At 45.9% G+C, this 24148-nt stretch carries 20 protein-coding genes and 1 pseudogene; 6 read left to right on the top strand and 15 right to left on the bottom strand.

Features of this window, described 5'->3' with window-relative positions:
- Window positions 1-116: 116 nt before the first annotated feature.
- Window positions 117-515: a Zn(2+)-responsive transcriptional regulator gene (zntR, locus tag R7F67_RS22485; protein ID WP_318057387.1), complete on the bottom strand. Its 399-nt coding sequence runs from the start codon at window positions 513-515 to the stop codon at window positions 117-119.
- A gap of 265 nt (window positions 516-780) precedes the next feature.
- On the opposite strand from zntR, the gene purH reads away from it, so the two are divergent.
- On the top strand, window positions 781-2373 hold the full coding sequence (gene purH / locus R7F67_RS22480; RefSeq protein ID WP_005383658.1) for a bifunctional phosphoribosylaminoimidazolecarboxamide formyltransferase/IMP cyclohydrolase: 1593 nt from the start codon (window positions 781-783) through the stop codon (window positions 2371-2373).
- Window positions 2374-2567: 194 nt separating this feature from the next.
- A complete protein-coding gene (gene purD / locus R7F67_RS22475) occupies window positions 2568-3857 on the top strand; it encodes a phosphoribosylamine--glycine ligase (RefSeq protein ID WP_053307545.1) in 1290 nt (429 codons plus the stop codon).
- Window positions 3858-3942: 85 nt separating this feature from the next.
- Here purD and R7F67_RS22470 read toward each other — a convergent pair whose 3' ends face one another.
- Both R7F67_RS22470 and hupA read right to left on the bottom strand, forming a co-directional pair.
- The gene (locus R7F67_RS22470) at window positions 3943-4641 is read right to left on the bottom strand and encodes a DUF1481 domain-containing protein (RefSeq protein WP_031780911.1); all 699 of its coding nucleotides are present in this window, start codon (window positions 4639-4641) and stop codon (window positions 3943-3945) included.
- A 39-nt stretch (window positions 4642-4680) separates the two neighbouring features.
- Complete coding sequence (gene hupA / locus R7F67_RS22465) at window positions 4681-4953, bottom strand: nucleoid-associated protein HU-alpha (protein WP_005382524.1); 273 nt, start codon at window positions 4951-4953, stop codon at window positions 4681-4683.
- Window positions 4954-5206: 253 nt separating this feature from the next.
- Between hupA and R7F67_RS22460 the strand changes: the two genes are divergently transcribed.
- The gene (locus tag R7F67_RS22460) at window positions 5207-6340 is read left to right on the top strand and encodes a hemolysin family protein (RefSeq protein WP_005384697.1); all 1134 of its coding nucleotides are present in this window, start codon (window positions 5207-5209) and stop codon (window positions 6338-6340) included.
- 79 nt (window positions 6341-6419) lie between these two features.
- Here R7F67_RS22460 and R7F67_RS22455 read toward each other — a convergent pair whose 3' ends face one another.
- Entirely contained in the window at window positions 6420-7007 is a 588-nt protein-coding gene (locus tag R7F67_RS22455; protein ID WP_005382520.1) for a YjaG family protein, read from the bottom strand.
- A 66-nt stretch (window positions 7008-7073) separates the two neighbouring features.
- Between R7F67_RS22455 and R7F67_RS22450 the strand changes: the two genes are divergently transcribed.
- Both R7F67_RS22450 and R7F67_RS22445 read left to right on the top strand, forming a co-directional pair.
- Window positions 7074-7997, top strand: a complete 924-nt coding sequence (locus R7F67_RS22450) for a D-2-hydroxyacid dehydrogenase (RefSeq protein ID WP_053350802.1) — start codon at window positions 7074-7076, stop codon at window positions 7995-7997.
- 2 nt (window positions 7998-7999) lie between these two features.
- Window positions 8000-8572 (top strand): uracil-DNA glycosylase family protein, encoded by a 573-nt coding sequence (locus R7F67_RS22445; RefSeq protein ID WP_005382518.1) that lies wholly within the window; start codon window positions 8000-8002, stop codon window positions 8570-8572.
- 240 nt (window positions 8573-8812) lie between these two features.
- Here R7F67_RS22445 and hemE read toward each other — a convergent pair whose 3' ends face one another.
- Complete coding sequence (hemE, locus tag R7F67_RS22440) at window positions 8813-9880, bottom strand: uroporphyrinogen decarboxylase (RefSeq protein ID WP_054577305.1); 1068 nt, start codon at window positions 9878-9880, stop codon at window positions 8813-8815.
- A 247-nt stretch (window positions 9881-10127) separates the two neighbouring features.
- Window positions 10128-10925, bottom strand: coding sequence for an NAD(+) diphosphatase (gene nudC, locus R7F67_RS22435; protein ID WP_005382516.1), 798 nt, complete (start codon window positions 10923-10925; stop codon window positions 10128-10130).
- Window positions 10926-11102: 177 nt separating this feature from the next.
- On the opposite strand from nudC, the gene R7F67_RS22430 reads away from it, so the two are divergent.
- Complete coding sequence (locus R7F67_RS22430; RefSeq protein ID WP_005382515.1) at window positions 11103-11594, top strand: Rsd/AlgQ family anti-sigma factor; 492 nt, start codon at window positions 11103-11105, stop codon at window positions 11592-11594.
- Between the two features lie 173 nt (window positions 11595-11767).
- On the opposite strand, the gene rpoC is transcribed toward R7F67_RS22430, so the two are convergent.
- From rpoC to R7F67_RS22385, 9 genes and pseudogenes are all read right to left on the bottom strand, one after another.
- Window positions 11768-15970 (bottom strand): DNA-directed RNA polymerase subunit beta', encoded by a 4203-nt coding sequence (gene rpoC / locus R7F67_RS22425; protein ID WP_005382514.1) that lies wholly within the window; start codon window positions 15968-15970, stop codon window positions 11768-11770.
- 104 nt (window positions 15971-16074) lie between these two features.
- Entirely contained in the window at window positions 16075-20103 is a 4029-nt protein-coding gene (rpoB, locus tag R7F67_RS22420) for a DNA-directed RNA polymerase subunit beta (protein ID WP_005384685.1), read from the bottom strand.
- 252 nt (window positions 20104-20355) lie between these two features.
- Window positions 20356-20724 (bottom strand): 50S ribosomal protein L7/L12, encoded by a 369-nt coding sequence (gene rplL / locus R7F67_RS22415; protein ID WP_005382540.1) that lies wholly within the window; start codon window positions 20722-20724, stop codon window positions 20356-20358.
- 57 nt (window positions 20725-20781) lie between these two features.
- Window positions 20782-21276 carry a 50S ribosomal protein L10 gene (rplJ, locus tag R7F67_RS22410; protein ID WP_005382538.1) on the bottom strand — a complete coding sequence of 165 codons (495 nt, stop codon included), beginning with the start codon at window positions 21274-21276 and terminating at the stop codon, window positions 20782-20784.
- 293 nt (window positions 21277-21569) lie between these two features.
- Window positions 21570-22271 (bottom strand): 50S ribosomal protein L1, encoded by a 702-nt coding sequence (gene rplA / locus R7F67_RS22405; RefSeq protein WP_005384683.1) that lies wholly within the window; start codon window positions 22269-22271, stop codon window positions 21570-21572.
- Window positions 22272-22275: 4 nt separating this feature from the next.
- Window positions 22276-22704 carry a 50S ribosomal protein L11 gene (gene rplK / locus R7F67_RS22400; RefSeq protein ID WP_005384682.1) on the bottom strand — a complete coding sequence of 143 codons (429 nt, stop codon included), beginning with the start codon at window positions 22702-22704 and terminating at the stop codon, window positions 22276-22278.
- Between the two features lie 164 nt (window positions 22705-22868).
- On the bottom strand, window positions 22869-23417 hold the full coding sequence (nusG, locus tag R7F67_RS22395; protein WP_005384681.1) for a transcription termination/antitermination protein NusG: 549 nt from the start codon (window positions 23415-23417) through the stop codon (window positions 22869-22871).
- A 13-nt stretch (window positions 23418-23430) separates the two neighbouring features.
- On the bottom strand, window positions 23431-23811 hold the full coding sequence (secE, locus tag R7F67_RS22390; protein WP_005384680.1) for a preprotein translocase subunit SecE: 381 nt from the start codon (window positions 23809-23811) through the stop codon (window positions 23431-23433).
- A 266-nt stretch (window positions 23812-24077) separates the two neighbouring features.
- Window positions 24078-24148, bottom strand: a pseudogene (locus R7F67_RS22385) (elongation factor Tu); the annotation flags it as partial.

The raw sequence follows: 24148 nt of genomic DNA, 5'->3' as shown, positions 1-24148 counted from the left end.
CAATGGTCGATTCCTACAAGTAACTAAAGGCAAGATTATAGGTGGGAAAGCAGCGTGTACCTAGAAAAGCAAGTCGCCAAAAATGCAAACTTAAGTTAAGTGATGCAAGAATGAGACTACTCAAGTGCTGCGAGGATAGAGCAATGTGTGGCGTCATCGTCTGTATGACCACAACAAGCATCATTAATCTTCTTTAACGCTCGGCGAATTTTCCTCAGCTCGTTAATTTTCCCATCAATCAGCTCTAACTTAGCAGAAGTAATGGCTTTTACCTCTGCACAGCTGTGTTCTGTCGCTTCTAACTTAATTTCTAACAGGTCTTTAATTTCATCCAGACTCAAGCCAAGATCTTTACCTTTGAGGATAAAGTGCACCTGCTTTTGATTCTCTTCATCATACAAGCGGTAGCCTGATTCGCTTCGCCCTGCGGGTTTTATTAGCGCGTTTTTCTCGTAGAAACGCAATGTATCGGCAGTCACACCACAACGTTTTGCCAGTTCACCTATCTGAAACATAACTTTCCCTATTAACTATCTCGTTACTTTTAAAGCTAAAGAACGACTTTTTTGCAATTATTTTTGAGATGCCAAACGATTGCGCGAGCTTTTTTGTAATAAATTGGTTAGAATACGCGCCATCAAATGTGGAGACTGTTTTCTAACCAGAAAACACCCTGCAAAGGTCTTTACCAAAACTGGCCAATATTTTACCCCAAGAGGTAAAAACAAGTTCATTTTTGGCAAACATCTTTAACTCCGTGAATTTGAGGAAAATGGAAGCATGAATAACGCTCGTCCTATTCGCCGTGCGCTTATCAGCGTATCAGACAAAACAGGTATTGTTGAGTTTGCACAAGCTCTTGCTGAGCGCGGTGTCGATATCCTATCTACTGGTGGTACAGCTCGCCTACTTGCCGAACAAGGCATCGCCGTAACTGAAGTCTCTGACTACACTGGTTTCCCAGAAATGATGGACGGCCGCGTTAAAACGCTTCACCCAAAAGTTCACGGTGGTGTGCTTGGTCGTCGTGGCCAAGATGATGACGTGATGGAAAAGCACGGCATCAACCCTATCGATATGGTTGTCGTAAACCTATACCCATTCGCAGAAACCGTTGCCAAAGAAGGCTGTACACTAGCCGACGCTGTTGAAAACATCGATATCGGCGGCCCAACCATGGTTCGTTCTGCAGCGAAAAACCACAAAGACGTGACTATCGTTGTTAACGCAGGTGATTACGGCCGCGTAATTGCAGAGATGGACGCAAACGAGAAGTCTCTAACACTAGAAACTCGCTTCGACCTTGCCATCGCTGCTTTTGAACACACTGCCGCTTACGATGGCATGATCGCAAACTACTTCGGCACTATGGTTCCATCTTACGGTGAGAACAAAGAAGGTGATGAAGAGAGCAAATTCCCTCGTACGTTCAACCAACAGTTCGAGAAGAAGCAAGACATGCGCTACGGTGAGAACAGCCACCAAGCAGCCGCATTCTACGTTGAAGCAAACCCACAAGAAGCATCCGTTTCTACTGCTCGCCAAATCCAAGGTAAAGCCCTTTCTTACAACAACATCGCAGACACGGACGCCGCACTTGAGTGTGTGAAAGAGTTCAACGAGCCAGCATGTGTGATCGTAAAACACGCGAACCCATGTGGTGTAGCGCTGGGTAAAGACATTCTAGAAGCATACAACCGCGCTTACCAAACTGACCCAACATCAGCGTTCGGCGGCATCATTGCATTCAACCAAGAGCTAGATGCTGAAACAGCAACCGCTATTGTTGAACGTCAATTCGTTGAGGTCATCATCGCTCCTTCCGTTTCTGCTGAAGCGATTGAAGTGGTTGCCGCGAAGAAGAACGTACGTCTACTTGAGTGTGGCGAATGGACAACGAAGACAACTGGCTTTGACGTGAAACGCGTGAATGGCGGTCTACTGGTTCAAGACCGCGACCAAGGCATGGTAAGCCTAGACGACCTAAAAGTGGTTTCTAAGCGCCAGCCAACAGAAGAAGAGCTAAAAGATGCACTGTTCTGCTGGAAAGTAGCGAAATACGTGAAATCTAACGCGATCGTTTACTCGAAAAGCGACATGACTATCGGTGTAGGTGCTGGCCAAATGAGCCGCGTTTACTCTGCGAAAATCGCAGGCATCAAAGCTGCAGACGAAGGTCTACAGGTTGAAGGTTGTGTAATGGCATCAGATGCATTCTTCCCATTCCGTGACGGTATCGACGCGGCTGCAGAAGCAGGCATCAAGTGTGTTATCCAACCAGGCGGTTCTATGCGTGATGACGAAGTTATTGCAGCGGCAGACGAACACGGCATGGCGATGATCTTTACCGGTATGCGTCACTTCCGCCACTAATCCTCTCGTCTTCACTGGGACGATAACTGCGTTGACGGCGTTCACTTATCCTAATCACATAGCATACTATGCTCATAGGAATAAGTTCACTTGTCGCCTTGTCCTCGTCCCATTGAATTAGAGAGGCCATACTCAGGTCTTTGCGAAATATCTGAGTTTGAGCAAACGGTATTTATAAGATTAAGGATTTTCATATGCGAGTTTTAATCATTGGTTCAGGCGGTCGTGAACATGCGCTAGGCTGGAAAGCAGCGCAAAACCCAAATGTTGAGACTATTTTCATTGCTCCAGGCAACGCAGGTACAGCACTAGAGCCAAAACTAGAGAACGTAAACATCGATGTAGAAGACATCGCTGGCCTTGTTGCTTTCGCCAAAGAGAAGGCGATTGAACTGACTATCGTTGGCCCAGAAGCACCGCTGGTTATTGGTGTGGTGGATGCGTTCCGCGAAGCGGGCTTACCAATCTTTGGTCCTACCCAAGCCGCAGCGCAGCTTGAAGGCTCTAAAGCGTTTACTAAAGACTTCCTTGCTCGTCACCAAATCCCAACCGGTGCCTACGCAAACTTCACAGAAATTGAACCAGCGCTTGCTTACGTGCGTGAGCAAGGTGCACCGATCGTGGTGAAAGCCGACGGCCTTGCTGCTGGTAAAGGCGTGATTGTGGCAATGACGCTAGAAGAAGCGGAAGACGCAATCAAAGACATGCTAGCAGGCAACGCATTTGGTGATGCTGGTAGTCGTGTCGTTATCGAAGAATTCCTAGATGGTGAAGAAGCAAGCTTCATCGTGATGGTGGATGGTGAGAACGTTCTACCAATGGCCACCAGCCAAGACCACAAACGCGTAGGCGACAAAGATACTGGTCCTAACACCGGTGGCATGGGTGCATATTCTCCTGCTCCAGTGGTGACACAAGAAATCCATAACCGCATTATGGAAGAAGTGATTTACCCAACGGTACGTGGCATGGCCGCTGAAGGTAACCCTTACACTGGTTTCCTATACGCGGGTCTGATGATCGACAAAGACGGCACTCCGAAAGTAATCGAGTACAACTGCCGCTTCGGTGATCCTGAGACACAACCTATCATGATGCGCATGGAATCGGATCTTGTTGATCTGTGTCTAGCGGCAATCGACGAGAAACTGGATCAAGCGGAATCGAAGTGGGATCCACGAGCATCGATTGGTATCGTGCTAGCAGCCGGTGGTTATCCAGCAGCGTACAACAAAGGCGACGTTATTTCGGGTCTGCCACAAGTTGAAATTGAAGGCGAAAAAGTCTTCCATGCTGGTACAGGTAACAAAGATGGCGACATCGTGACAAACGGTGGTCGTGTTCTTTGTGCAACCGCACTTGGCAACAGCGTATCAGAAGCGCAGCAGCGTGCTTACGAGCTTGCAAAACAGATCAGTTGGGATGGCATGTTCCATCGCAACGACATCGGCTACCGTGCAATTGCACGTGAGCAAGACAAATAAAAACAACATAAGTTGGCTCAAAAAACAAAAGGCGCACTCAGCGCCTTTTTTTATTGTTCTTGTTCGACAGAATTCGAAGCAATGTTTATTCAGAGATCAACGTTGGCCGAGAAACACAATCAAAGTCATCGTCATTGAGCATCAACAGTTCATCGACCATTGCTTTGTTTCGTGACTGCTTGCCGACAAAAGCCACATAACTGTCTACCGATGAGAGACGCTCGATAATAAATTTTGGCAGCGTCTGATTAAACTCGAGTGTCGAGAACACCTTACCTTTGCAGGTTTCAAACGATTGACCATTCCAATAACCTTGAATAAGGCTCTGATTGTTACGAGACTGCGCCTTAACCGATGCCACTACGTCATTCGCTTCTGCTTTGTAGCGCTCTAATTGGTCATGCTGGAGTGGTAAGACTTTACGGTTAACACGATATTGTTGGTAAACCGCTTCGCCATCTTTATTGAAACGGATGTGGATTTGAAAAGGCACCAACTCTTGTTTGGTATCAACTTGCTCGCCTTTTCGAATCAACTCTCGCAACTCACCTTCATCCCAGCGATAATCACTCTTGAACCAACCATTGTCCCCCATAGTCACATAATCAGCCGCCGTACTCACACGAGTGAGTTTCTCTGTCATCCAGTACAAGCTGCTAGCATCTCCCGCAACTTTACCACCAGAAAAATGCGTGAATTGTTCTAAATTAGGAGTTTCAACCGATGAACAGCCAAAAAGGGTAAGGCTAGATAGGAGAAGTGAAGTGAGTAGATGTTTTTTCATGAAATTGCACCGAGGCAGGATACCTCGGTGCATTCTAACTTAGTTTACTGATTCTTTCAGCGCTTTACCTGCTACGAATGCTGGTACGTTAGCTGCTGCGATTTGAATCTCGTCACCAGTCTTAGGGTTACGACCAGTACGTGCAGCGCGGTGGTTTACTTTGAATGTACCAAAACCAATTAGTTGAACTTGGTCACCCTCTTTAAGTGCGCCAGTTACACCATCAAGAGTCGCTTCAAGAGCAGCTTTTGCTTGTGCTTTTGATAGGTCTGCTTTCTCTGCGATAAAGTCGATTAATTGGGTCTTGTTCATTAGGTTTCCCTTCTCATAGGTTATCGAATTCGTCTCACTCTAAAACATAAATGCCCCATCTGGCAAAGGTTTGTAAGCGATCTTTCGATTTTCTGACGTACTTTTAGCCATAATATGAGTAATAACTCACAATTTGTTACCACATACCCCCTGAAAACCCTTGCTTTCCAAGGTATTTGGACCAATTTATAAGTCACTTTTGCGGTTATAATAGCTGCAAATAACCACTATCAAACTACATTCAAGGGCAACTATGCTGCTGTTATCCATTTATATCTCTATTGCAATCGGCATTTCGTTTATCTGTTCGGTGCTGGAGGCGGTACTGCTGAGTATCAGTCCGAGCTACATTGCGCAGCTCAATCAACAGGGGCATCCCGCAGCTGGGCAATTGGCTAAGCTGAAATCAGATATCGACCGACCACTGGCATCTATTCTGACTTTAAACACCATCGCTCACACGATCGGCGCGGCCACTGCTGGTGCACAAGCTGCGGTTGTATTTGGTAGCGAAGCATTAGGTATCTTTTCGGCAGTGCTGACATTGGCGATCTTAGTGCTTTCAGAAATCGTACCGAAGACGATTGGCGCGACCTACTGGCGCCAGTTGGCACCCGCTGCCGCGGTCGCATTGCGTTGGATGGTATGGGCGCTTACACCCTTTGTTTGGTTCTCAGAGCAAATCACCAAGCGTCTTGCTCGTAACCACGAAGCTCCAAAGATGCGTGATGAGCTGTCTGCAATGGCGATTCTGGCACGTGAAAGCGGTGAGTTTGCCGAGGGTGAATCAAAAATCTTAAGCAACTTGCTTGGCATCCAAGATGTACCCGTAACGCAGGTTATGACGCCACGACCAGTAGTATTCCGTGTCGATGCCACAATGACCATCAATGAGTTCCTAGAAAAACACAAAGATACGCCTTTCTCACGCCCATTGGTTTACAGCGAGCAGAAAGATAACATCATTGGTTTTGTGCATCGCCTTGAGTTGTTCAAACTACAACAATCAGGTTGTGGACAGAAACAGTTGGGAGCAATCATGCGCCCAATTCAAGTGGTGCTAAACAATACCACTTTACCTAAAGTATTCGACCAGATGATGACTCATCGCTTACAGCTGGCACTTGTTGTTGATGAATACGGTACCGTGCTAGGTTTGGTAACGTTGGAAGATATTTTTGAACACCTCGTAGGCGAGGAGATCATCGACGAAGCAGATAAAAGCACTGACATGCAGGAGCTGGCTTACCAACGCTGGGAAAGCTGGAAAGAAATGCACGGCGTAATCGAAAGCCGCGATGACGATGAAGAAGATAACGAGCTGGAGAAGCAGGATAAAGAGCCAGAAGCTCAAGAGCCACCGAAACCCGACTCGAAAGAATCGTAATCAGCATTAGGTATAACAGCTTAAACGCACAAACAAAAAAGGCATCCAGTTAGGATGCCTTTTTCTATTTATTCAACAATTAAAGTGCAATACCGATGTTGCTCACACCTTCTTCACGTAGCTCTTCACGCAAATCTTTAATCAAGCTGATGTCACGTTCTACCGCTTCACGCAGCGGACGGAAGATAGCCCACTGGACGTCCCACTCTTCACATACGGCTTCGTTTTCTTTCTGGTTGTCGTTAGTGATTGGCTCTGCGCCTTGTGCTTGCTCTAGATCAGCAACGGTTTGTACCGACTGTTGACTCACTTTAAGCATTGAATCGAAAAGGTAATCGCGGTCCAATAGACCATGCAGTAACGTAGACAAACCCTGACACGCGTCCATCGCTGGGTAAACGCCGTAAAAATCGAACTCATCCGCACTTGGGAACAACTCTTCTAACTTCTCCAATTGACGTTCGAAGTTAATTTTCGCGTTCTTAACTGTCAAAATTTCCCATACACTATCAAGAATCGCTCGGTAAGCACGCGGGTCAGCAAATTCTGTATTCTCACAAAACATCGCATAGTTTGGATACATGCGTTCACACAGACACGCCATAAAGGTAATTTGTTGCCAAGGTTCTAGTTTTTCTAAACGAACCTGAAGAGGATTCTTAAGCATAGTCACTCAATCATTGAAGAAAAAAACAGCGAAAGTGTACTTGATTCATCACAGGGAAAAAAGTTAATGCCGCATTCAAATCAGATTTTCCTGCTCTCAGAGCATCGCGACACCTACAAAACGTTACTGGCAGAGAAAAATCTGCCCGATCTTTGCCTCACCGACCAACCAGAAGCCGCTCAGATCGTATTAGCGGATCCACCCTTACTATCACAAAGCTTAGACGAATTTTCACAGCTTGAATGGGTGCAATCCACGTTTGCTGGTGTCAACGCCTTAACATCCCCTAGCCTTCGTCAGGACTATACTCTAACTAACGTTCGAGGCATCTTTGGTCCACTGATTGCTGAATATGTTTTGGGTTACAGTATTGCCCATTACCGCCACTTTGCCCGATACCACCAGCAACAACAAAACAAACAATGGCAGCCTCACCTATACACGTCATTACAAAGTAAAACCATGGTAATTCTTGGTACCGGTAGCATTGGGGGCTATCTGGGCAACGCCGCTAAAGCAATGGGGATAAAAACTATCGGTATTAACCGCACAGGTATCCCGACTTCAGGCGGCGAGTTTCATCAGACCTTTCATATCAATGAACTAAGTAAGGCATTTGAGCAAGCCGACATCGTTGTGAATACTCTACCAAGTACACCTGAGACGCGACAGTTACTTAATCGTCAAACGCTCAGCCAACTAAATCAGGCGTTATTGTTTAACGTAGGTCGTGGCGACGTACTGGATGAGGCAGGGTTGCTCTTCGCTCTGAAAAACCGTTGGGTAGAACACGCCTTCTTAGATGTGTTTGAGCAAGAACCGTTGTCGGTAGAGCATCCATTTTGGAAACTACCGCAAGTCACCATCACTCCACACATTGCTGCGCTGAGTTTTCCCGAGCAAGTCATCGAGATTTTTGCTGACAACTATCTACGCTGGCGCGATGGGTTTTCATTAAATTATCAAGTGGATTTCGAAAAGGGTTACTAAGAATGTCGTTAGACGAGCTATTGCAGCAAGTGAGGGCCTGCCAGATCTGCGCGGATAACTTACCTTTGGGTGCAAACCCTGTCGTGCAAGCAGCAAAAGGGGCACGCATCCTAATCATCGGTCAGGCCCCTGGCACACGTGTACACAAAACCTCGATACCTTGGAATGACCCAAGTGGTGATCGATTACGCCAATGGCTCGATATCGACAAAGACGTTTTCTACGACCCAAATAAAATTGCCATTGTCCCAATGGGATTCTGTTATCCAGGCAAAGGGAACTCTGGTGATTTACCGCCTCGTAAAGAATGTGCGCCCACTTGGCATAAAAAGATTCTTGAGCAGCTGCCCAATATAGAGCTCACTCTACTAATTGGTCAGTACTCGCAGCAGTACTATCTCACCAACAAACCAAAGACGCTCACGCAAACCGTTCAGCAATGGCAAGATTGGGAACCGGACTTTATCCCGCTCCCTCACCCATCTCCACGCAATACATTGTGGTTAAAGAAGAATCCTTGGTTTGAATCTGACGTCGTGCCATACCTTAAAAAACGCGTTCACTCGATGCTTTAGGTCACCCATGATCTAATTGCTTGTTTATCTGTACAAGAAAATTAGAACATAAAACCCGAAATCATAAGTATTTGTTTATATTAAACTTTAACATCCAGTGTACAGCTAGAGTAGTAATTAGATCATAGTAGGCCAAATACTACTAGAGCTGTACAGCCTTGAGTCTCAGATAGAAAAACTGAATTTTAGGTAAAAAAATACCGGCACTGAATGCCGGCATTTGATTTCAAAAAGTCGAAGTTACTTGTGGTACGGCTTAGATAGCTCGTGTACCGCTTCCACAAATACACCCGCGTTTTCTGGCGGCACATCCAAATGGATACCGTGACCTAGGTTGAACACATGACCAGTACCTGCATTACCAAAACCTTCTAGAATACCCGCGACTTCTTCACGGATACGCTCTGGCGAAGCGTAAAGCATTGATGGGTCCATGTTACCTTGCAGAGCCACTTTATCACCGATACGTACTTTCGCGTCTGCAATGTTGATTGTCCAGTCTAGACCAACCGCATCACAGCCCGTTGCTGCGATTTGCTCAAGCCACATGCCGCCATTCTTAGTAAACAGTGTGACTGGCACGCGACGACCGTCGTTTTCACGAATCAGACCATCTACAATCTTGTGCATGTATTGCAGTGAGAACAAATTGTAATCACGAGGCGTTAGTACGCCACCCCATGTGTCAAATACCATTACCGATTGCGCACCCGCTTTAATTTGCGCGTTTAAGTACTCGATAACGCTGTCTGCCAGCTTATCTAGAAGTAGGTGCAGAGTTTGTGGTTCCGCGTACATCATCTTCTTGATCTTGGTAAACGCTTTAGAGCTACCACCTTCGATCATATACGTCGCAAGAGTCCAAGGACTACCAGAAAAACCAATCAGCGGCACTTCACCCTTCAGGTCTTTACGGATCTGGCGTACTGCGTTCATTACGTATTGCAGTTCACCTTCAGGATCTGGCAAACCAATTTTTTCCACGTCGGCTTTGCATGTAATTGGGTTATCAAAAACAGGTCCTTCACCCGCAGCAAAACGTAAACCAAGCCCCATTGCATCTGGAATCGTTAAGATGTCCGAGAATAAGATCGCGGCATCAAGAGGAAAACGGCGTAATGGTTGAAGTGTCACTTCGGATGCTAATTCTGCATTTCGACACAAAGACATGAAATCACCCGCTTCTGCACGAGTCGCTTTGTATTCTGGTAGGTAACGACCTGCCTGGCGCATCATCCATACTGGTGTGTAATCTACCGGCTCTTTTAAAAGCGCACGCAGATAACGATCATTTTTTAATTCAGTCATTCCGTAATTCCAACTGTTAGGCTTTCTGTGAAAGGGGGTATTCTATCACTGATTTAAGTCCAATAGCTGTGTGCTTTGCAACCTGGATCAAGTTATTAACTTTTAAATCAATGCTTAATTTGCACCCAATCGATATCAGTGTTAAAAATTTGTTCGCTAGCGAAAACTACAATTATAAACTGAGTACTTAGTACTCAGCATCTCATAACGACATCTTACTTACCCCCTCCCTCTCGGAGGGTTTTTTTTATCTATTTATCAGACAATTAGAGTCTATATCTTTCAGCGTTTGTTCGATAAGTGCTCTTGCAATCGTTCCTTTAGGCGCAACAGGCGGCATCTCGTCGATACCAAACCATTGTGCATCAGACAGCTCAGTGTAGTCTGGGCTTAACTCTCCGGATTCATAATCAGCTAAAAACCCCATCATCATACTGGATGGGAAAGCCCAAGGCTGGCTGCCAAAGTAACGAATATTTTTAACGAGAATTCCCGTTTCTTCATGAATTTCTCGAGCCACGCACTCTTCTAATGTCTCACCGACTTCTAGAAAACCCGCAATAACCGTATACATACCATTTCGATGCCTTGGATGTTGGGCTAATAAGATCTGATTTTCTTTACGTACAGCAACGATAATACACGGAAATATTCTAGGATAATGAAGGGTGCGACATTCACCACACTGCATGGCTAACTGGTTATTATTAAGAAAGTTTCTTCCTCCGCACTGTGGACAAAAGCGCAAACTTTGCGTCATGTGCCCATATTGCACAGCTTTACTTAACAACATAAATAATGGCTCAGGAAAATGCAGGCAGTCACGCAGGGATACTAAAGGTAGATCATGCTCTAAATCGGCCAAGTTAAGCCACATGACGGGCGAACCAGAATACTCACCAATGGGTCTTGCACTCGTTACTGGCAGTGATAACTGCTCTGCAGACCCGAAGGGCACAGCACCATCCACCAGCCAAATTTCACTTCCTGCAACAACACACCAGTATGCATTTATCGCGCGGTTAACATCACCTTTTCTTAACATTACACCATCCCTTTGCTTGAAGTTCGTTCATTTTACTGGCAATCTAATTTCATACTAGAGTTTATCGTTAAGTAAATGTGCACTCTAAATTCTAGTAAGGACAAGAGTTTGTAATAACTTTACTAACTTTGCTTTGCAAAGGATACGTTCGCCGATGGGCGATCAGATCATGAGGGCATGGTCATGCTAAGAAAATTCAAACAAACACAAGACCAGTGGGGTGGCTCAAGTGATGTCATTGATCACTGGTTAGAGACACGACAATCCCTGATTGTTGAATATTGTAAGCTTGCAGCGCTGCAACCTTGTTCGAAAACCAATGTTATTGAACTCCCATCTCCTTCCGAACTGCAGGATTTCTGTCAGCACCTCGTTGATTACATCTCCGAAGGCCACTTTAAAATTTATGACATGGTTATGGACCGTTGGAAAGCAACCGGCTTTGTCGTGACTAATGAGATCAATCAAACCTATGGTCAAATTGTTCTAACGACTGAACCATTATTGAACTTTAACGATAAGTACTCAGAAGTGACTGAAGATGATGAATTAAATGATTTCGATTCTGATATGTGTCTCATTGGGGAAATTCTTGAGACTCGCTTTGAAGTCGAGGACTATCTGATACAGCAAATCGCAGAAAGCCTGTCTATGCCACCTGGGGCTTAGTATTTGCAAACATTTAGAAATAGAGTGAGAGAAAAGACTGACGATCATCGTCGGTCTTTTTTGTTTCTAGCTTTATCGAAAATCCCACCGGAAGAACAAAGCAGTATAAAAAACTAAAAAGGCACCCGAAGGTGCCTTTTTCTTAAGCTTTTAACGATTACTCGTTATATGACTTACTCTTCAGAAGAGAAACCAGCGTTTAGAAGTGCCGCTAGGTTATCCGTTGCTTGCTCAGCAGAAGGACCATCTTGCGCTTCAGAACGTTTAGCTTGACGCTCTTGGTGGTATGCGAAACCAGTACCAGCTGGGATCAGACGACCAACAATTACGTTCTCTTTCAGACCACGTAGGTCATCACGCTTACCAGAAACCGCAGCTTCTGTTAGTACGCGAGTTGTCTCCTGGAACGATGCCGCAGAGATGAACGACTCAGTCGCTAGAGATGCTTTAGTAATACCTAGTAGTTCACGTTCGAAACGTGCAGGCTCTTTGCCTTCAGCTTCTAGGTTACGGTTAGCAATCTTAACTTGTGAGTACTCAATCTGTTCACCAGGTAGGAACTCAGAGTCACCAGAGTGGGTAATAGTACACTTACGTAGCATCTGACGAACGATAGTTTCAATGTGCTTATCGTTAATCTTAACGCCTTGTAGACGGTAAACTTCCTGTACTTCGTTAGCAATGTACTGCGTTACCGCGTGTACGCCACGTAGACGTAGGATGTCATGTGGAGACTCTGGACCATCTGCGATCACATCACCACGTTCAACTTTTTCACCTTCGAATACGTTCAACTGACGATGCTTAGGAATCATCTCTTCGTAAGCTTCACCGCTTTCACGTGTGATCACTAGGCGACGTTTACCTTTCGTCTCTTTACCAAAGCTCACAGTACCTGTGTGCTCAGCAAGGATTGCAGGCTCTTTCGGCTTACGTGCTTCAAATAGGTCAGCAACTCGTGGAAGACCACCGGTGATATCTTTGTTACCGCCAGACTTCTGAGGAATACGTGCTAGTGTTGCACCAACACCTACTGCTGCGCCATCTTCGATGTTCACAATCGCTTTACCAGGTAGGAAGTAGTGAGCTGGCATATCAGTACCAGGGATCATTACATCGTTACCTTGCTCGTCAACAAGTTTGATAGCTGGACGCATATCTTTACCTGCTGAAGGGCGAGCTGCTGGGTCAGTTACTTCGCTTGAAGATAGACCAGTTAGGTCATCAGTTTGACGAGATACTGTTACGCCGTCGATCATATCTACGAACTGGATGCGACCTGCTACCTCGGTAATGATAGGTAGTGTGTGCGCTTCCCAGTTTGCAACTGTTTCGCCAGCTTGAACTGTATCACCATCGCCTTTGCTTAGTAGCGTACCGTAAGGCAGTTTGTGTTTCTCTTTAGTACGACCAAACTCATCAACGATAGTTAACTCTGTCGCACGAGAGGTGATAACGATCTTACCGTCATCAGCCAATACAGATTTAGCGTTGTGTAGCTTGATAGAACCGTTGTTCTTAACTTGAACACTGTTCTCTGCCGCTGCTGTCGATGCCGCACCACCGATGTGGAACGTACGCATCGTTAGCTGTGTACCTGGCTCACCGATAGACTGAGCAGCAATAACACCCACTGCTTCACCTTGGTTCACTAGGTGACCACGTGCTAGGTCACGACCGTAACATTGTGCACAACAACCGAAGTCAGAATCACACGTTACTACAGAGCGCACTTTCATGCTGTCTACTGAGTTCTCTTCCATGATTTGACACCACTTCTCATCGATCAGGGTGTTACGTGGAATAAGAACGTCTTCAGTGCCAGGTTTTAGTACGTCTTCAGCAACAACACGACCAAGAGCAAGCTCAGAAAGTGCAACTTTAACATCACCACCCTCGATGTGAGGCATCATGTCGACACCTTCGTGAGTGCCACAGTCATGTTCAGTTACAACAACGTCTTGAGCAACGTCTACTAGACGACGAGTTAGGTAACCCGAGTTCGCTGTTTTCAGTGCCGTATCCGCAAGACCCTTACGAGCACCGTGCGTTGAGATAAAGTACTGAAGTACGTTTAGACCTTCTTTAAAGTTCGCTGTGATCGGCGTTTCGATGATTGAACCATCTGGACGCGCCATCAGACCACGCATACCCGCAAGCTGACGAATCTGTGCTGCAGAACCACGAGCGCCCGAGTCCGCCATCATATAGATGCTGTTGAATGACTCTTGCTGTTCCTCTTCACCGTCACGGTTAACTACCGTTTCAGATGAAAGGTTTTCCATCATTGCTTTCGCAACACGGTCGTTGGTCGATGCCCAGATATCGATAACTTTGTTGTAGCGTTCGCCCGCAGTAACAAGACCTGATTGGTACTGTTCCTGGATTTCACGTACTTCTTCTTCCGCTTCTGCGATTTCAGTGTACTTAGCTGCAGGTACAACCATATCGTCGATACCAACAGATACACCAGAAAGTGCCGCGTATGCGAAACCTGTGTACATGATTTGGTCAGCGAAGATTACTGTGTCTTTCAGACCTAGTTTACGGTACGCCTCGTTAAGTAGGTTAGAGATTTGCTTCTTACCTAGCTTTTGGTTAACGATGCTGTACGGTAGACCAGCTGGCACGATTTGCCATAGCATTGCACGACCAACAGTGGTGTCTACCATCTTGGTTTCTGTAGTGCTGTTGCCATCTTCGTCTACAACAGTTTCTGTAATACGTACTTTAACGCGTGCGTGAAGCTCAGCTTGTTTAGTGCGGTATGCTTTCTCAGCCTCTTCTGGGCCAGAAAGGTACATGCCTTCACCTTTCACGTTGATCTTTTCACGAGTCATGTAGTACAGACCCAATACAACGTCCTGAGAAGGTACGATGATCGGATCACCTGACGCTGGCGACAGAATGTTGTTTGTCGACATCATCAGAGTACGAGCTTCAAGCTGTGCCTCTAGAGTTAGAGGTACGTGAACCGCCATTTGGTCACCATCGAAGTCCGCGTTGTACGCCGCACAAACAAGTGGGTGTAGCTGAATCGCTTTACCTTCGATCAGTACTGGTTCGAACGCCTGGATACCTAGACGGTGAAGTGTCGGTGCACGGTTCAATAGTACTGGGTGTTCACGGATTACTTCGTCTAGGATATCCCAAACGACCGCTTCTTCACGCTCTACCATTTTCTTAGCAGCTTTGATTGTAGTCGCAAGACCACGAGTCTCTAGCTTGCTGTAGATGAATGGTTTGAATAGCTCAAGTGCCATCTTCTTAGGAAGACCACACTGGTGTAGACGAAGGTATGGACCTACTGTGATTACAGAACGGCCAGAGTAGTCTACACGTTTACCTAGAAGGTTCTGACGGAAACGACCTTGTTTACCCTTGATCATATCAGCAAGAGATTTCAGAGGACGCTTGTTAGAACCTGTGATCGCACGACCACGACGACCGTTATCTAGTAGCGCATCAACAGACTCTTGCAGCATACGTTTTTCGTTACGTACGATGATGTCCGGAGCAGCTAGCTCTAGAAGACGCTTCAAACGGTTGTTACGGTTGATCACACGACGGTATAGATCGTTAAGATCAGAAGTCGCAAAGCGACCGCCATCTAGAGGTACTAGAGGACGTAGATCTGGCGGAAGTACTGGAAGTACAGTTAGGATCATCCACTCAGGGTTGTTACCCGATGCGATGAACGCTTCTACCAGCTTAAGACGCTTAGTTACTTTCTTACGCTTAGTTTCAGAGTTTGTTGTCTCTAACTCTTCACGCATTTGTTCTGCTTCAGCGTGCATATCCATAGAACCTAGTAGGTCCTTGATAGCTTCCGCACCCATCTTAGCAGTGAACTCGTCGCCCCACTCTTCTAGACGATCTAGATACTCTTCTTCAGTAAGCATCTGACCTTTTTCTAGATCAGTCATACCAGGCTCTGTTACTACGTACATTTCGAAGTACAGAACGCGTTCGATATCACGTAGAGGGATATCCATTAGTAGACCGATACGAGACGGTAGCGATTTTAGGAACCAGATGTGAGCTACTGGTGAAGCCAGTTCAATGTGGCCCATACGGTCACGACGAACTTTAGTTTGTGTAACTTCTACACCACACTTCTCACAGATAACACCACGGTGCTTCAGGCGCTTGTACTTACCACAAAGACATTCGTAGTCTTTAACTGGACCAAAGATACGCGCACAGAACAGACCATCGCGTTCAGGTTTGAACGTACGATAGTTGATCGTTTCAGGTTTTTTAACTTCACCGAAAGACCATGAACGGATCATGTCTGGTGAAGATAGACCGATTTTGATTGCATCAAATTCTTCGGTCTTATGCTGTGCTTTTAGAAAGTTTAATAAGTCTTTCACAATCAGCTCCTGTAAGGAGTTAAAAGGAGCTCACTTGCTAAAGTGAGCACCTTCTTCCAAATAATCGCTTTGATTCTCTCGACTTTCATCAAGAGAGAAAAGGATTACTCTTCGTCTTCTAGCTCGATGTTGATACCTAGCGAGCGGATCTCTTTCAACAGTACGTTGAACGATTCTGGCATGCCAGGTTCCATGCTGTGGTTACCGTCTACGATGTTCTTGTACATCTTAGTACGGCCGTTAACGTCATCCGACTTAACCGTTAGCATTTCTTGTAGCGTGTAAGCAGCACCGTATGCTTCTAGTGCCCATACTTCCATCTCACCGAAACGCTGACCACCGAACTGAGCTTTACCACCTAGTGGCTGCTGAGTTACTAGGCTGTACGAACCAGTTGAACGAGCGTGCATCTTGTCATCAACAAGGTGGTTCAGTTTCAGCATGTACATGTAACCAACAGTTACAGGACGCTCAAACGCATCACCTGTGCGACCATCAAACAGTGTTAACTGACCTGATGTTGGTAGATCTGCTAGCTCAAGAAGTGCTTTGATTGACTCTTCTGGAGCGCCATCAAATACAGGAGTCGCGATTGGTAGACCGCCACGCAAGTTCTTGATCAGAGTACGTACTTCATCATCAGATAGAGAAGCAATGTCTACTTTCTGGCGAGTGTCGCCTAGATCGTAAACTTTTTGTAGGAACTCGCGGAATTTCGCTAGTTCTTGCTGCTCTTTAACCATCTGGTTGATCTTGTCACCGATACCTTTCGCTGCCAGACCTAAGTGTACTTCTAGGATCTGACCGATGTTCATACGCGAAGGTACACCCAGTGGGTTAAGTACGATGTCTACAGGCTGACCTTTCTCATCGTATGGCATGTCTTCAACAGGGTTGATCTTAGAGATTACACCCTTGTTACCGTGACGACCCGCCATCTTATCACCAGGCTGAATGCGACGTTTAACCGCTAGGTAAACCTTAACGATCTTCAGTACACCAGGTGCTAAATCATCACCTTGAGTGATCTTACGACGCTTAGTTTCGAACTTCTTATCGAAGTCGGCTTTTAGCTCATCCCACTGCTCAGCAAGTTGCTCAAGCTGAGTTTGTAGTGCGTCATCTTCTAGCGTTAGTTCTAGCCACTTCTTACGATCAGTTGTGTCTAGTTTCGCTTCAGAGTAACCGCCTTCAATCAATACAGCTTTAACACGGTTTAGAAGGCCGCCCTCAAGAATCTGGAATTCTTCAGTTAGGTCTTTCTTCGCTTCTTTAAGCTGCATCTGTTCGATTTCAAGCGCACGCTTGTCTTTCTCTACGCCATCGCGAGTAAAGACTTGAACGTCGATGATCGTACCTGATACAGAGTTAGGTACACGTAGTGAAGTATCTTTAACGTCAGATGCTTTTTCACCGAAGATTGCACGTAGTAGCTTCTCTTCAGGCGTTAGCTGAGTTTCACCTTTAGGTGTAACTTTACCAACTAGGATGTCGCCACCCTTAACTTCAGCACCGATGTAAACGATACCTGACTCGTCTAGTTTAGACAGAGCAGACTCACCTACGTTTGGAATATCCGCTGTGATCTCTTCAGAACCAAGCTTAGTATCACGCGCCACACAAGTCAGTTCTTGGATGTGGATAGTCGTGAAACGGTCTTCTTGAACTACGCGCTCAGATACTAAGATCGAGTCTTCGAAGTTGTAACCGTTCCAAGGCATGAACGCGATACGCATGTTTTGACCAAGCGCTAGTTCACCAAGGTCTGTTGAAGGACCATCAGCAAGAACGTCACCGCGTGATACAGGCTCACCTGGCATCACACATGGGCGCTGGTTAATACATGTGTTCTGGTTAGAACGTGTGTATTTAGTCAGGTTGTAGATGTCGATACCAGCTTCACCTGGTACTAGCTCTTCTTCGTTAACTTTAACAACGATACGAGAAGCATCTACTGACTGGATTACACCACCACGTTTAGCAACTGCAGTTACACCTGAGTCAACGGCTACGTTACGTTCAATACCAGTACCAACAAGCGGTTTGTCAGCTTTCAGTGTTGGAACTGCCTGACGTTGCATGTTCGCACCCATCAATGCACGGTTCGCATCATCGTGTTCTAGGAACGGGATAAGCGATGCAGCGATAGATACAACCTGGTTTGTCGCAACGTCCATGTACTGAGCGTGCTCACGAGGGTGTAGACCAGATTCACCTTTCTGACGAGCTGTGATCAGCTCATCTGCAAAAGTACCATCTTCGTTTAGCTTAGCGTTCGCCTGTGCGATAACGAATTGGCCTTCTTCGATTGCAGATAGGTAATCTACTTCGTCTGTTACTACGCCATCTACAACGCGACGGTATGGTGTCTCTAGGAAACCGTACTCGTTACAACGCGCAAACGCAGATAGAGAGTTGATCAGACCGATGTTTGGACCTTCAGGCGTTTCGATAGGACATAGACGACCGTAGTGAGTTACGTGTACGTCACGTACTTCGAAGCCAGCACGTTCACGAGTTAGACCGCCAGGACCCAATGCAGAAATACGACGCTTGTGCGTTACTTCTGATAGCGGGTTGTTTTGGTCCATGAACTGTGAAAGCTGTGAAGAGCCAAAGAATTCTTTAACTGCCGCAGAAATTGGCTTCGCGTTGATCAAGTCTTGAGGCATGATTGCGTCAAGATCGCCTAGGCTTAGACGCTCTTTAACTGCACGCTCAACACGTACTAGACCTACACGGAACTGGTTCTCAGCCATTTCGCCTACAGAACGGATACGACGGTTGCCTAGGTGGTCGATATCGTCCACTTCGCCCTTACCGTTACGGATCGCGATCAGCTTCTTCATCACTTCGATGATATCAGTTTCATCAAGTGTGCCTTGCTCTTGAGCATCTTCACGGCCGATAGAGCTGTTGAACTTCATACGACCAACAGTCGATAGATCGTAACGCTCTTCAGAGAAGAATAGGCTTTCGAATAGAGCTTCTGCAGCTTCTTTTGTTGGCGGCTCACCAGGGCGCATCATGCGGTAGATTTCTACCAATGCAGAAATACGATCAACCGTGCTGTCGATACGTAGTGTTTCTGACATGAATGGACCATGGTCTAGATCGTTCGTGAATAGAACTTCTAGCGCTTTGTGGCCAGCCTGAGATAGGTTCGCTAGTGCTTCCAGGCTGATTTCCTGGTTAGCGTTAACAATGATCTCGCCAGTTGCTTCATTGATGTAATCTTTAGATGCAACTTTACCAACGATGTACTCAACTGGTACTTCGATGTGATCAACGCCATCTTTTTCTAGTTGGCGGATATGACGAGCTGTTACGCGACGACCCTGCTCAACGTAAACTTTACCATTTGCTTCGATGTCGAATGACGCAGTTTCACCACGTAGACGATCAGGAACCAACTCCATCAATAGAGTTTGGTCTTTCACTTCGAAGTTCACTTTCTCGAAGAAGATATCTAGGATTTCTTCTGTCGACTTACCTAGTGCTCGAAGGATGATCGATGCTGGTAGCTTACGACGGCGGTCGATACGAACGTACAAGTTATCCTTAGGATCAAACTCGAAATCAAGCCATGAACCACGGTAAGGAATAACACGTGCGTTGTATAAAACTTTACCTGAAGAGTGGGTCTTACCCTTATCGCTGTCGAAGAACACGCCTGGGCTTCGGTGCAGCTGGGATACGATAACCCTCTCGGTACCGTTGATTACGAAGGTACCATTGTCTGTCATGAGTGGAATTTCACCCATGTAGACTTCTTGTTCTTTAATGTCTTTTACAGTACCTGCTGGCGCGTCTTTATCAAAGATAACTAGGCGTAGTTTTACACGTAGTGGCTTTGAGTAAGTTACACCGCGGATTTGACATTCTTTAACGTCAAAAACTGGCTCACCAAGACGGTAGCTAACGTATTGCAGCTCAGAATTGCCGTTGTAGCTCTGAATCGGGAATACAGAACGGAAAGCGGCTTCAAGACCGTATTGACCTTCAGGATCCTGTTCGATAAATTTGTCGAACGAATCGAGCTGGATCGATAGCAGGTATGGAATGTCCAAAACTTGTGGACGAGTACCAAAGTCCTTACGGATGCGCTTTTTCTCGGTATAAGAGTAAACCATGGGGTTCCTCAGCTCGCTGATAAGTGACCCAAACTGTCCGCCCGCTCCTAGTTACTTAAGGGGGGTAAGGGACAGTGACTAATATAGCTGTTTACTGTAGTGACATTTCATTTCGTAAGAATGAAATGTTTTTTGCATGGATATCAGGCGCTTAAACAGCGGGAAAATTCGCCTATACCCTACAGCGCAAAAAGGCCGGTGGTTAAAAAACCACCAGCCAATTAGCCGTTAGGCTAAGAAACTATGCAATAATTACTTAACAGCAACAGTTGCACCAGCTTCTTCTAGCTGAGCTTTAAGAGCTTCAGCTTCTGCTTTCTCAACACCTTCTTTAAGAGGTGCTGGAGCGCCGTCTACTAGAGCTTTAGCTTCTTTAAGACCTAGGCCAGTTGCGCCACGTACTGCTTTGATTACAGCAACTTTGTTACCGCCAGCAGCTTCTAGGATTACGTCGAATTCAGTTTGCTCAGCAGCAGCTTCGCCTGCAGCAGCGCCGCCAGCTACAACAGCAGCAGCAGCAGAAACACCGAATTTCTCTTCCATTGCTTCGATTAGTTCAACAACTTGCATTACAGACATTTCTGCAACTGCGTCTAGGATTTGCTCGTTAGTAATAGACATAACAATTCTCTTTTAAGTCAACAATAAGTTTATTAAGCAACCAGTAAAAAGCAAGGCTTATGCCGCTGCTTCTTGTTTTTGATCGCGGATAGCTGCGATAGTACGCGCCAGCTTGCCAGCCGAAGCTTCTTTCATGCACATCATTAGGCGTGCAATTGCTTCGTCGTAAGTTGGTAGTGTTGCTAGTACTTCAGCGTCAGTTAAAGCGCCTTCAAATGCAGCAGCTTTGATCTCGAAATCTTTGTTCTCTTTAGCGAAGTCTTTGAAAAGACGCGCTGCAGCACCTGGGTGCTCATTAGAGAATGCGATTAGAGTAGGACCAGTGAAAGTGTCAGTTAGACACTCGTACTCAGTACCTTCAACCGCACGACGAGCAAGAGTGTTACGAACAACTCTCATGTAAACGCCAGCTTCACGAGCTTGTTTACGTAGAGAAGTCATCGCGCCAACTTGAACGCCACGAGAATCAGCTACAACTGCAGAAAGTGCACCACTGGCAGCTTCGTTGACTTCAGCAACAATTGCTTTTTTGTCTTGAAGGTTTAAAGCCATCTTGGATTTACTCCTGGTTGTCGTTACACCACTCACTATCATCACGACAGTGAGAGCTATTGAGGTGCTTCCCCAGAAGAAAGTTAACTATATTACATAGAGCTTTCTGTCAGTTCGGGCACCATCTACGTAGGATAATTAAGTTTGCTTTTACACAAACACCTACGGTCTTGGACGGAGACTGGGTCTTAATTCATTTCGAACTAGGAGACAGTTCAAAGAACCAAAGTTCAGCCCCAACCACAAATATTAGGCGCAAAATTATACACTAATTTTGCGCCTAAGCAAATAAATTATGCTTGAGTGTTCAGGCTAGCCTGATCAACAGCAACACCAGCACCCATAGTAGTAGAGATGCTTACTTTCTTCAGGAAAGTACCTTTCGCTGAAGATGGCTTAGCTTTCTTCAGAGCAACTAGAAGTGCTTCTAGGTTCTCTTTGATCTGCTCAGCAGAGAAGTTTGCTTTACCGATAGTAGTGTGGATGATGCCGTTTTTGTCGTTACGGTAACGAACCTGACCAGCTTTAGCGTTTTTAACTGCTTCAGCAACGTTAGGAGTTACAGTACCAACTTTAGGGTTTGGCATAAGACCGCGAGGACCTAGGATAGTACCTAGTTGACCTACAACGCGCATTGCATCTGGAGAAGCAACAACTACGTCAAAGTTCATTTCGCCTTTCTTAACTTGCTCAGCAAGATCTTCCATACCTACGATGTCTGCGCCAGCTTCTTTAGCTGCTTCAGCGTTAGCACCTTGAGTGAACACTGCAACGCGGATTTCGCGGCCAGTACCGTGAGGTAGTACAGTTGCACCACGTACGTTCTGGTCAGATTTACGAGCATCAATGCCAAGGTTAACAGCAACGTCTACAGACTCAACGAATTTAGCAGTCGCTAGTTCTTGAAGAAGAGCAACAGCTTCGTTGATTTCGTATTCTTTAGTTACGTCAACTTTTTCGCGGATTACGCGCATGCGCTTAGTTAGTTTTGCCATCTTATTAACCCTCTACCACTAGGCCCATTGAACGAGCAGTACCAGCGATAGAACGCTTCATCGCTTCGATGTCAGCACCAGTCATATCAGCAGCTTTAGTTTCTGCGATTTCTTGGATTTGAGCGTCAGTTACAGTACCAACTTTTTCAGTGTTTGGACGACCTGAACCAGACTTAACGCCAGCAGCTTTCTTAAGAAGAACAGCAGCAGGTGGAGTCTTAGTTACGAACGTGAAAGAACGGTCGCTGTATACTGTGATAACTACTGGAGTTGGTAGACCTTTCTCAATAGATTCTGTTTTTGCGTTGAACGCTTTACAGAATTCCATGATGTTCACACCGTGTTGACCTAGTGCAGGACCTACTGGTGGACTAGGGTTAGCCATACCAGCAGCAACTTGTAGCTTGATGTAAGCTTCAACTTTCTTAGCCATGATAATTCCTAAGTTTGGGTACAAACGCTAATCGCGGATCAGCTCCCCGTTTGTGTAAGAAACTTTTTACTTCACTTGAAGTAAAAAGGCGCGAAATTATAGTCATAATCCGCGCCTTATACAACCCTAAAAAGGTGATTTTTTATACTCTTTAACGAAGAGTCTTAGTCCAGCTTTTCAACCTGACCAAATTCAAGCTCAACTGGTGTCGCACGACCAAAGATCGATACAGACACTTTCAGGCGGCTCTTCTCGTAATCCACTTCTTCAACAGTACCGTTGAAGTCAGCAAATGGACCTTCGTTAACACGTACCACTTCACCCGCTTCGTACATTGTACGCGGACGAGGCGCTTCACTCGCTTTCTCAAGACGATTAAGAATCGCGTCAGCCTCTTTATCCGTGATAGGTGCCGGACGGTCTGAGGTACCACCAATGAAGCCCATGACACGCGGCACACTGCGTACTAGGTGCCATGATTCATCGTTCATAATCATCTGAACAAGGACGTAACCTGGGAAGAACTTACGCTCAGACTTGCGACGCTGACCCGCGCGCATTTCCACTACTTCTTCAGTAGGAACCAGTACTTCACCGAATAGCTCTTCCATGCCGTGCATTTTGATATGCTCGCGCAGAGATTGAGCTACACGACCTTCAAATCCAGAGAAGGCTTGAACCACATACCAGCGTTTTTTTGGAGCTTCACTCATGAATAAAAACCCTCTATACCCCAGTTGCTAGAGCTACTAGACGAACCATAATTCCGTCAATACCCCATAGCACTAGAGCCATTACAATACTTACAGCTAAAACGATCAGTGTTGTTTGCATGGTTTCTTGGCGAGTAGGCCAAACAACTTTACGTACTTCCATACGAGATTCTTTTGCAAAACTGATCGCTGCTTTACCTTTAGTCGTTGTTGCTGCAACGCCTAAGGCAGCTGCAATAAGAACAACAACGCCTGCAGCACGAACCACTACAGACATTTCACCATACAGGTAATTACCCACAACAGCGGCAGCTGCCAATACGAAAGCGGCTACCCACTTAAACGTATCTGCTGCGTTTGAGCTATCAGGAGTTTCAGCATTATTTGCTTTCATAAAACCAACCTGTTACAAGTCTTAATATAGACGACAACAACCCCGCTGTTGCAGGGCAAACTCCATATCGCTGAAAAAATCAGCGTACTCTTCTTAAGATTAAGCCTCTTTGCTTAATCTTGCTCTGCGCCCAACCCACTTCTGAACAAGAAAACAGCAAAAATAATGTTGAGTGCAGAAAAAGGGCATCAAATGATGCCCTTTTTGCTACTGGTTCGTCAAATCTAATTCAAGATTTTCCGAAAGCATCGCTAATTCGCTATGAATTAGTCGAAGATCTTAGCAACAACACCAGCACCTACTGTACGGCCACCTTCACGGATCGCGAAACGTAGAC

The sequence above is a fragment of the Vibrio sp. YT-17 genome (genome assembly GCF_033337375.1).
In the GTDB taxonomy this organism is placed as follows: domain Bacteria; phylum Pseudomonadota; class Gammaproteobacteria; order Enterobacterales; family Vibrionaceae; genus Vibrio; species Vibrio alginolyticus.
The sequence above is the reverse complement of the archived record's forward strand: the minus strand, read 5'-3'. Positions and strand labels throughout refer to the sequence as shown.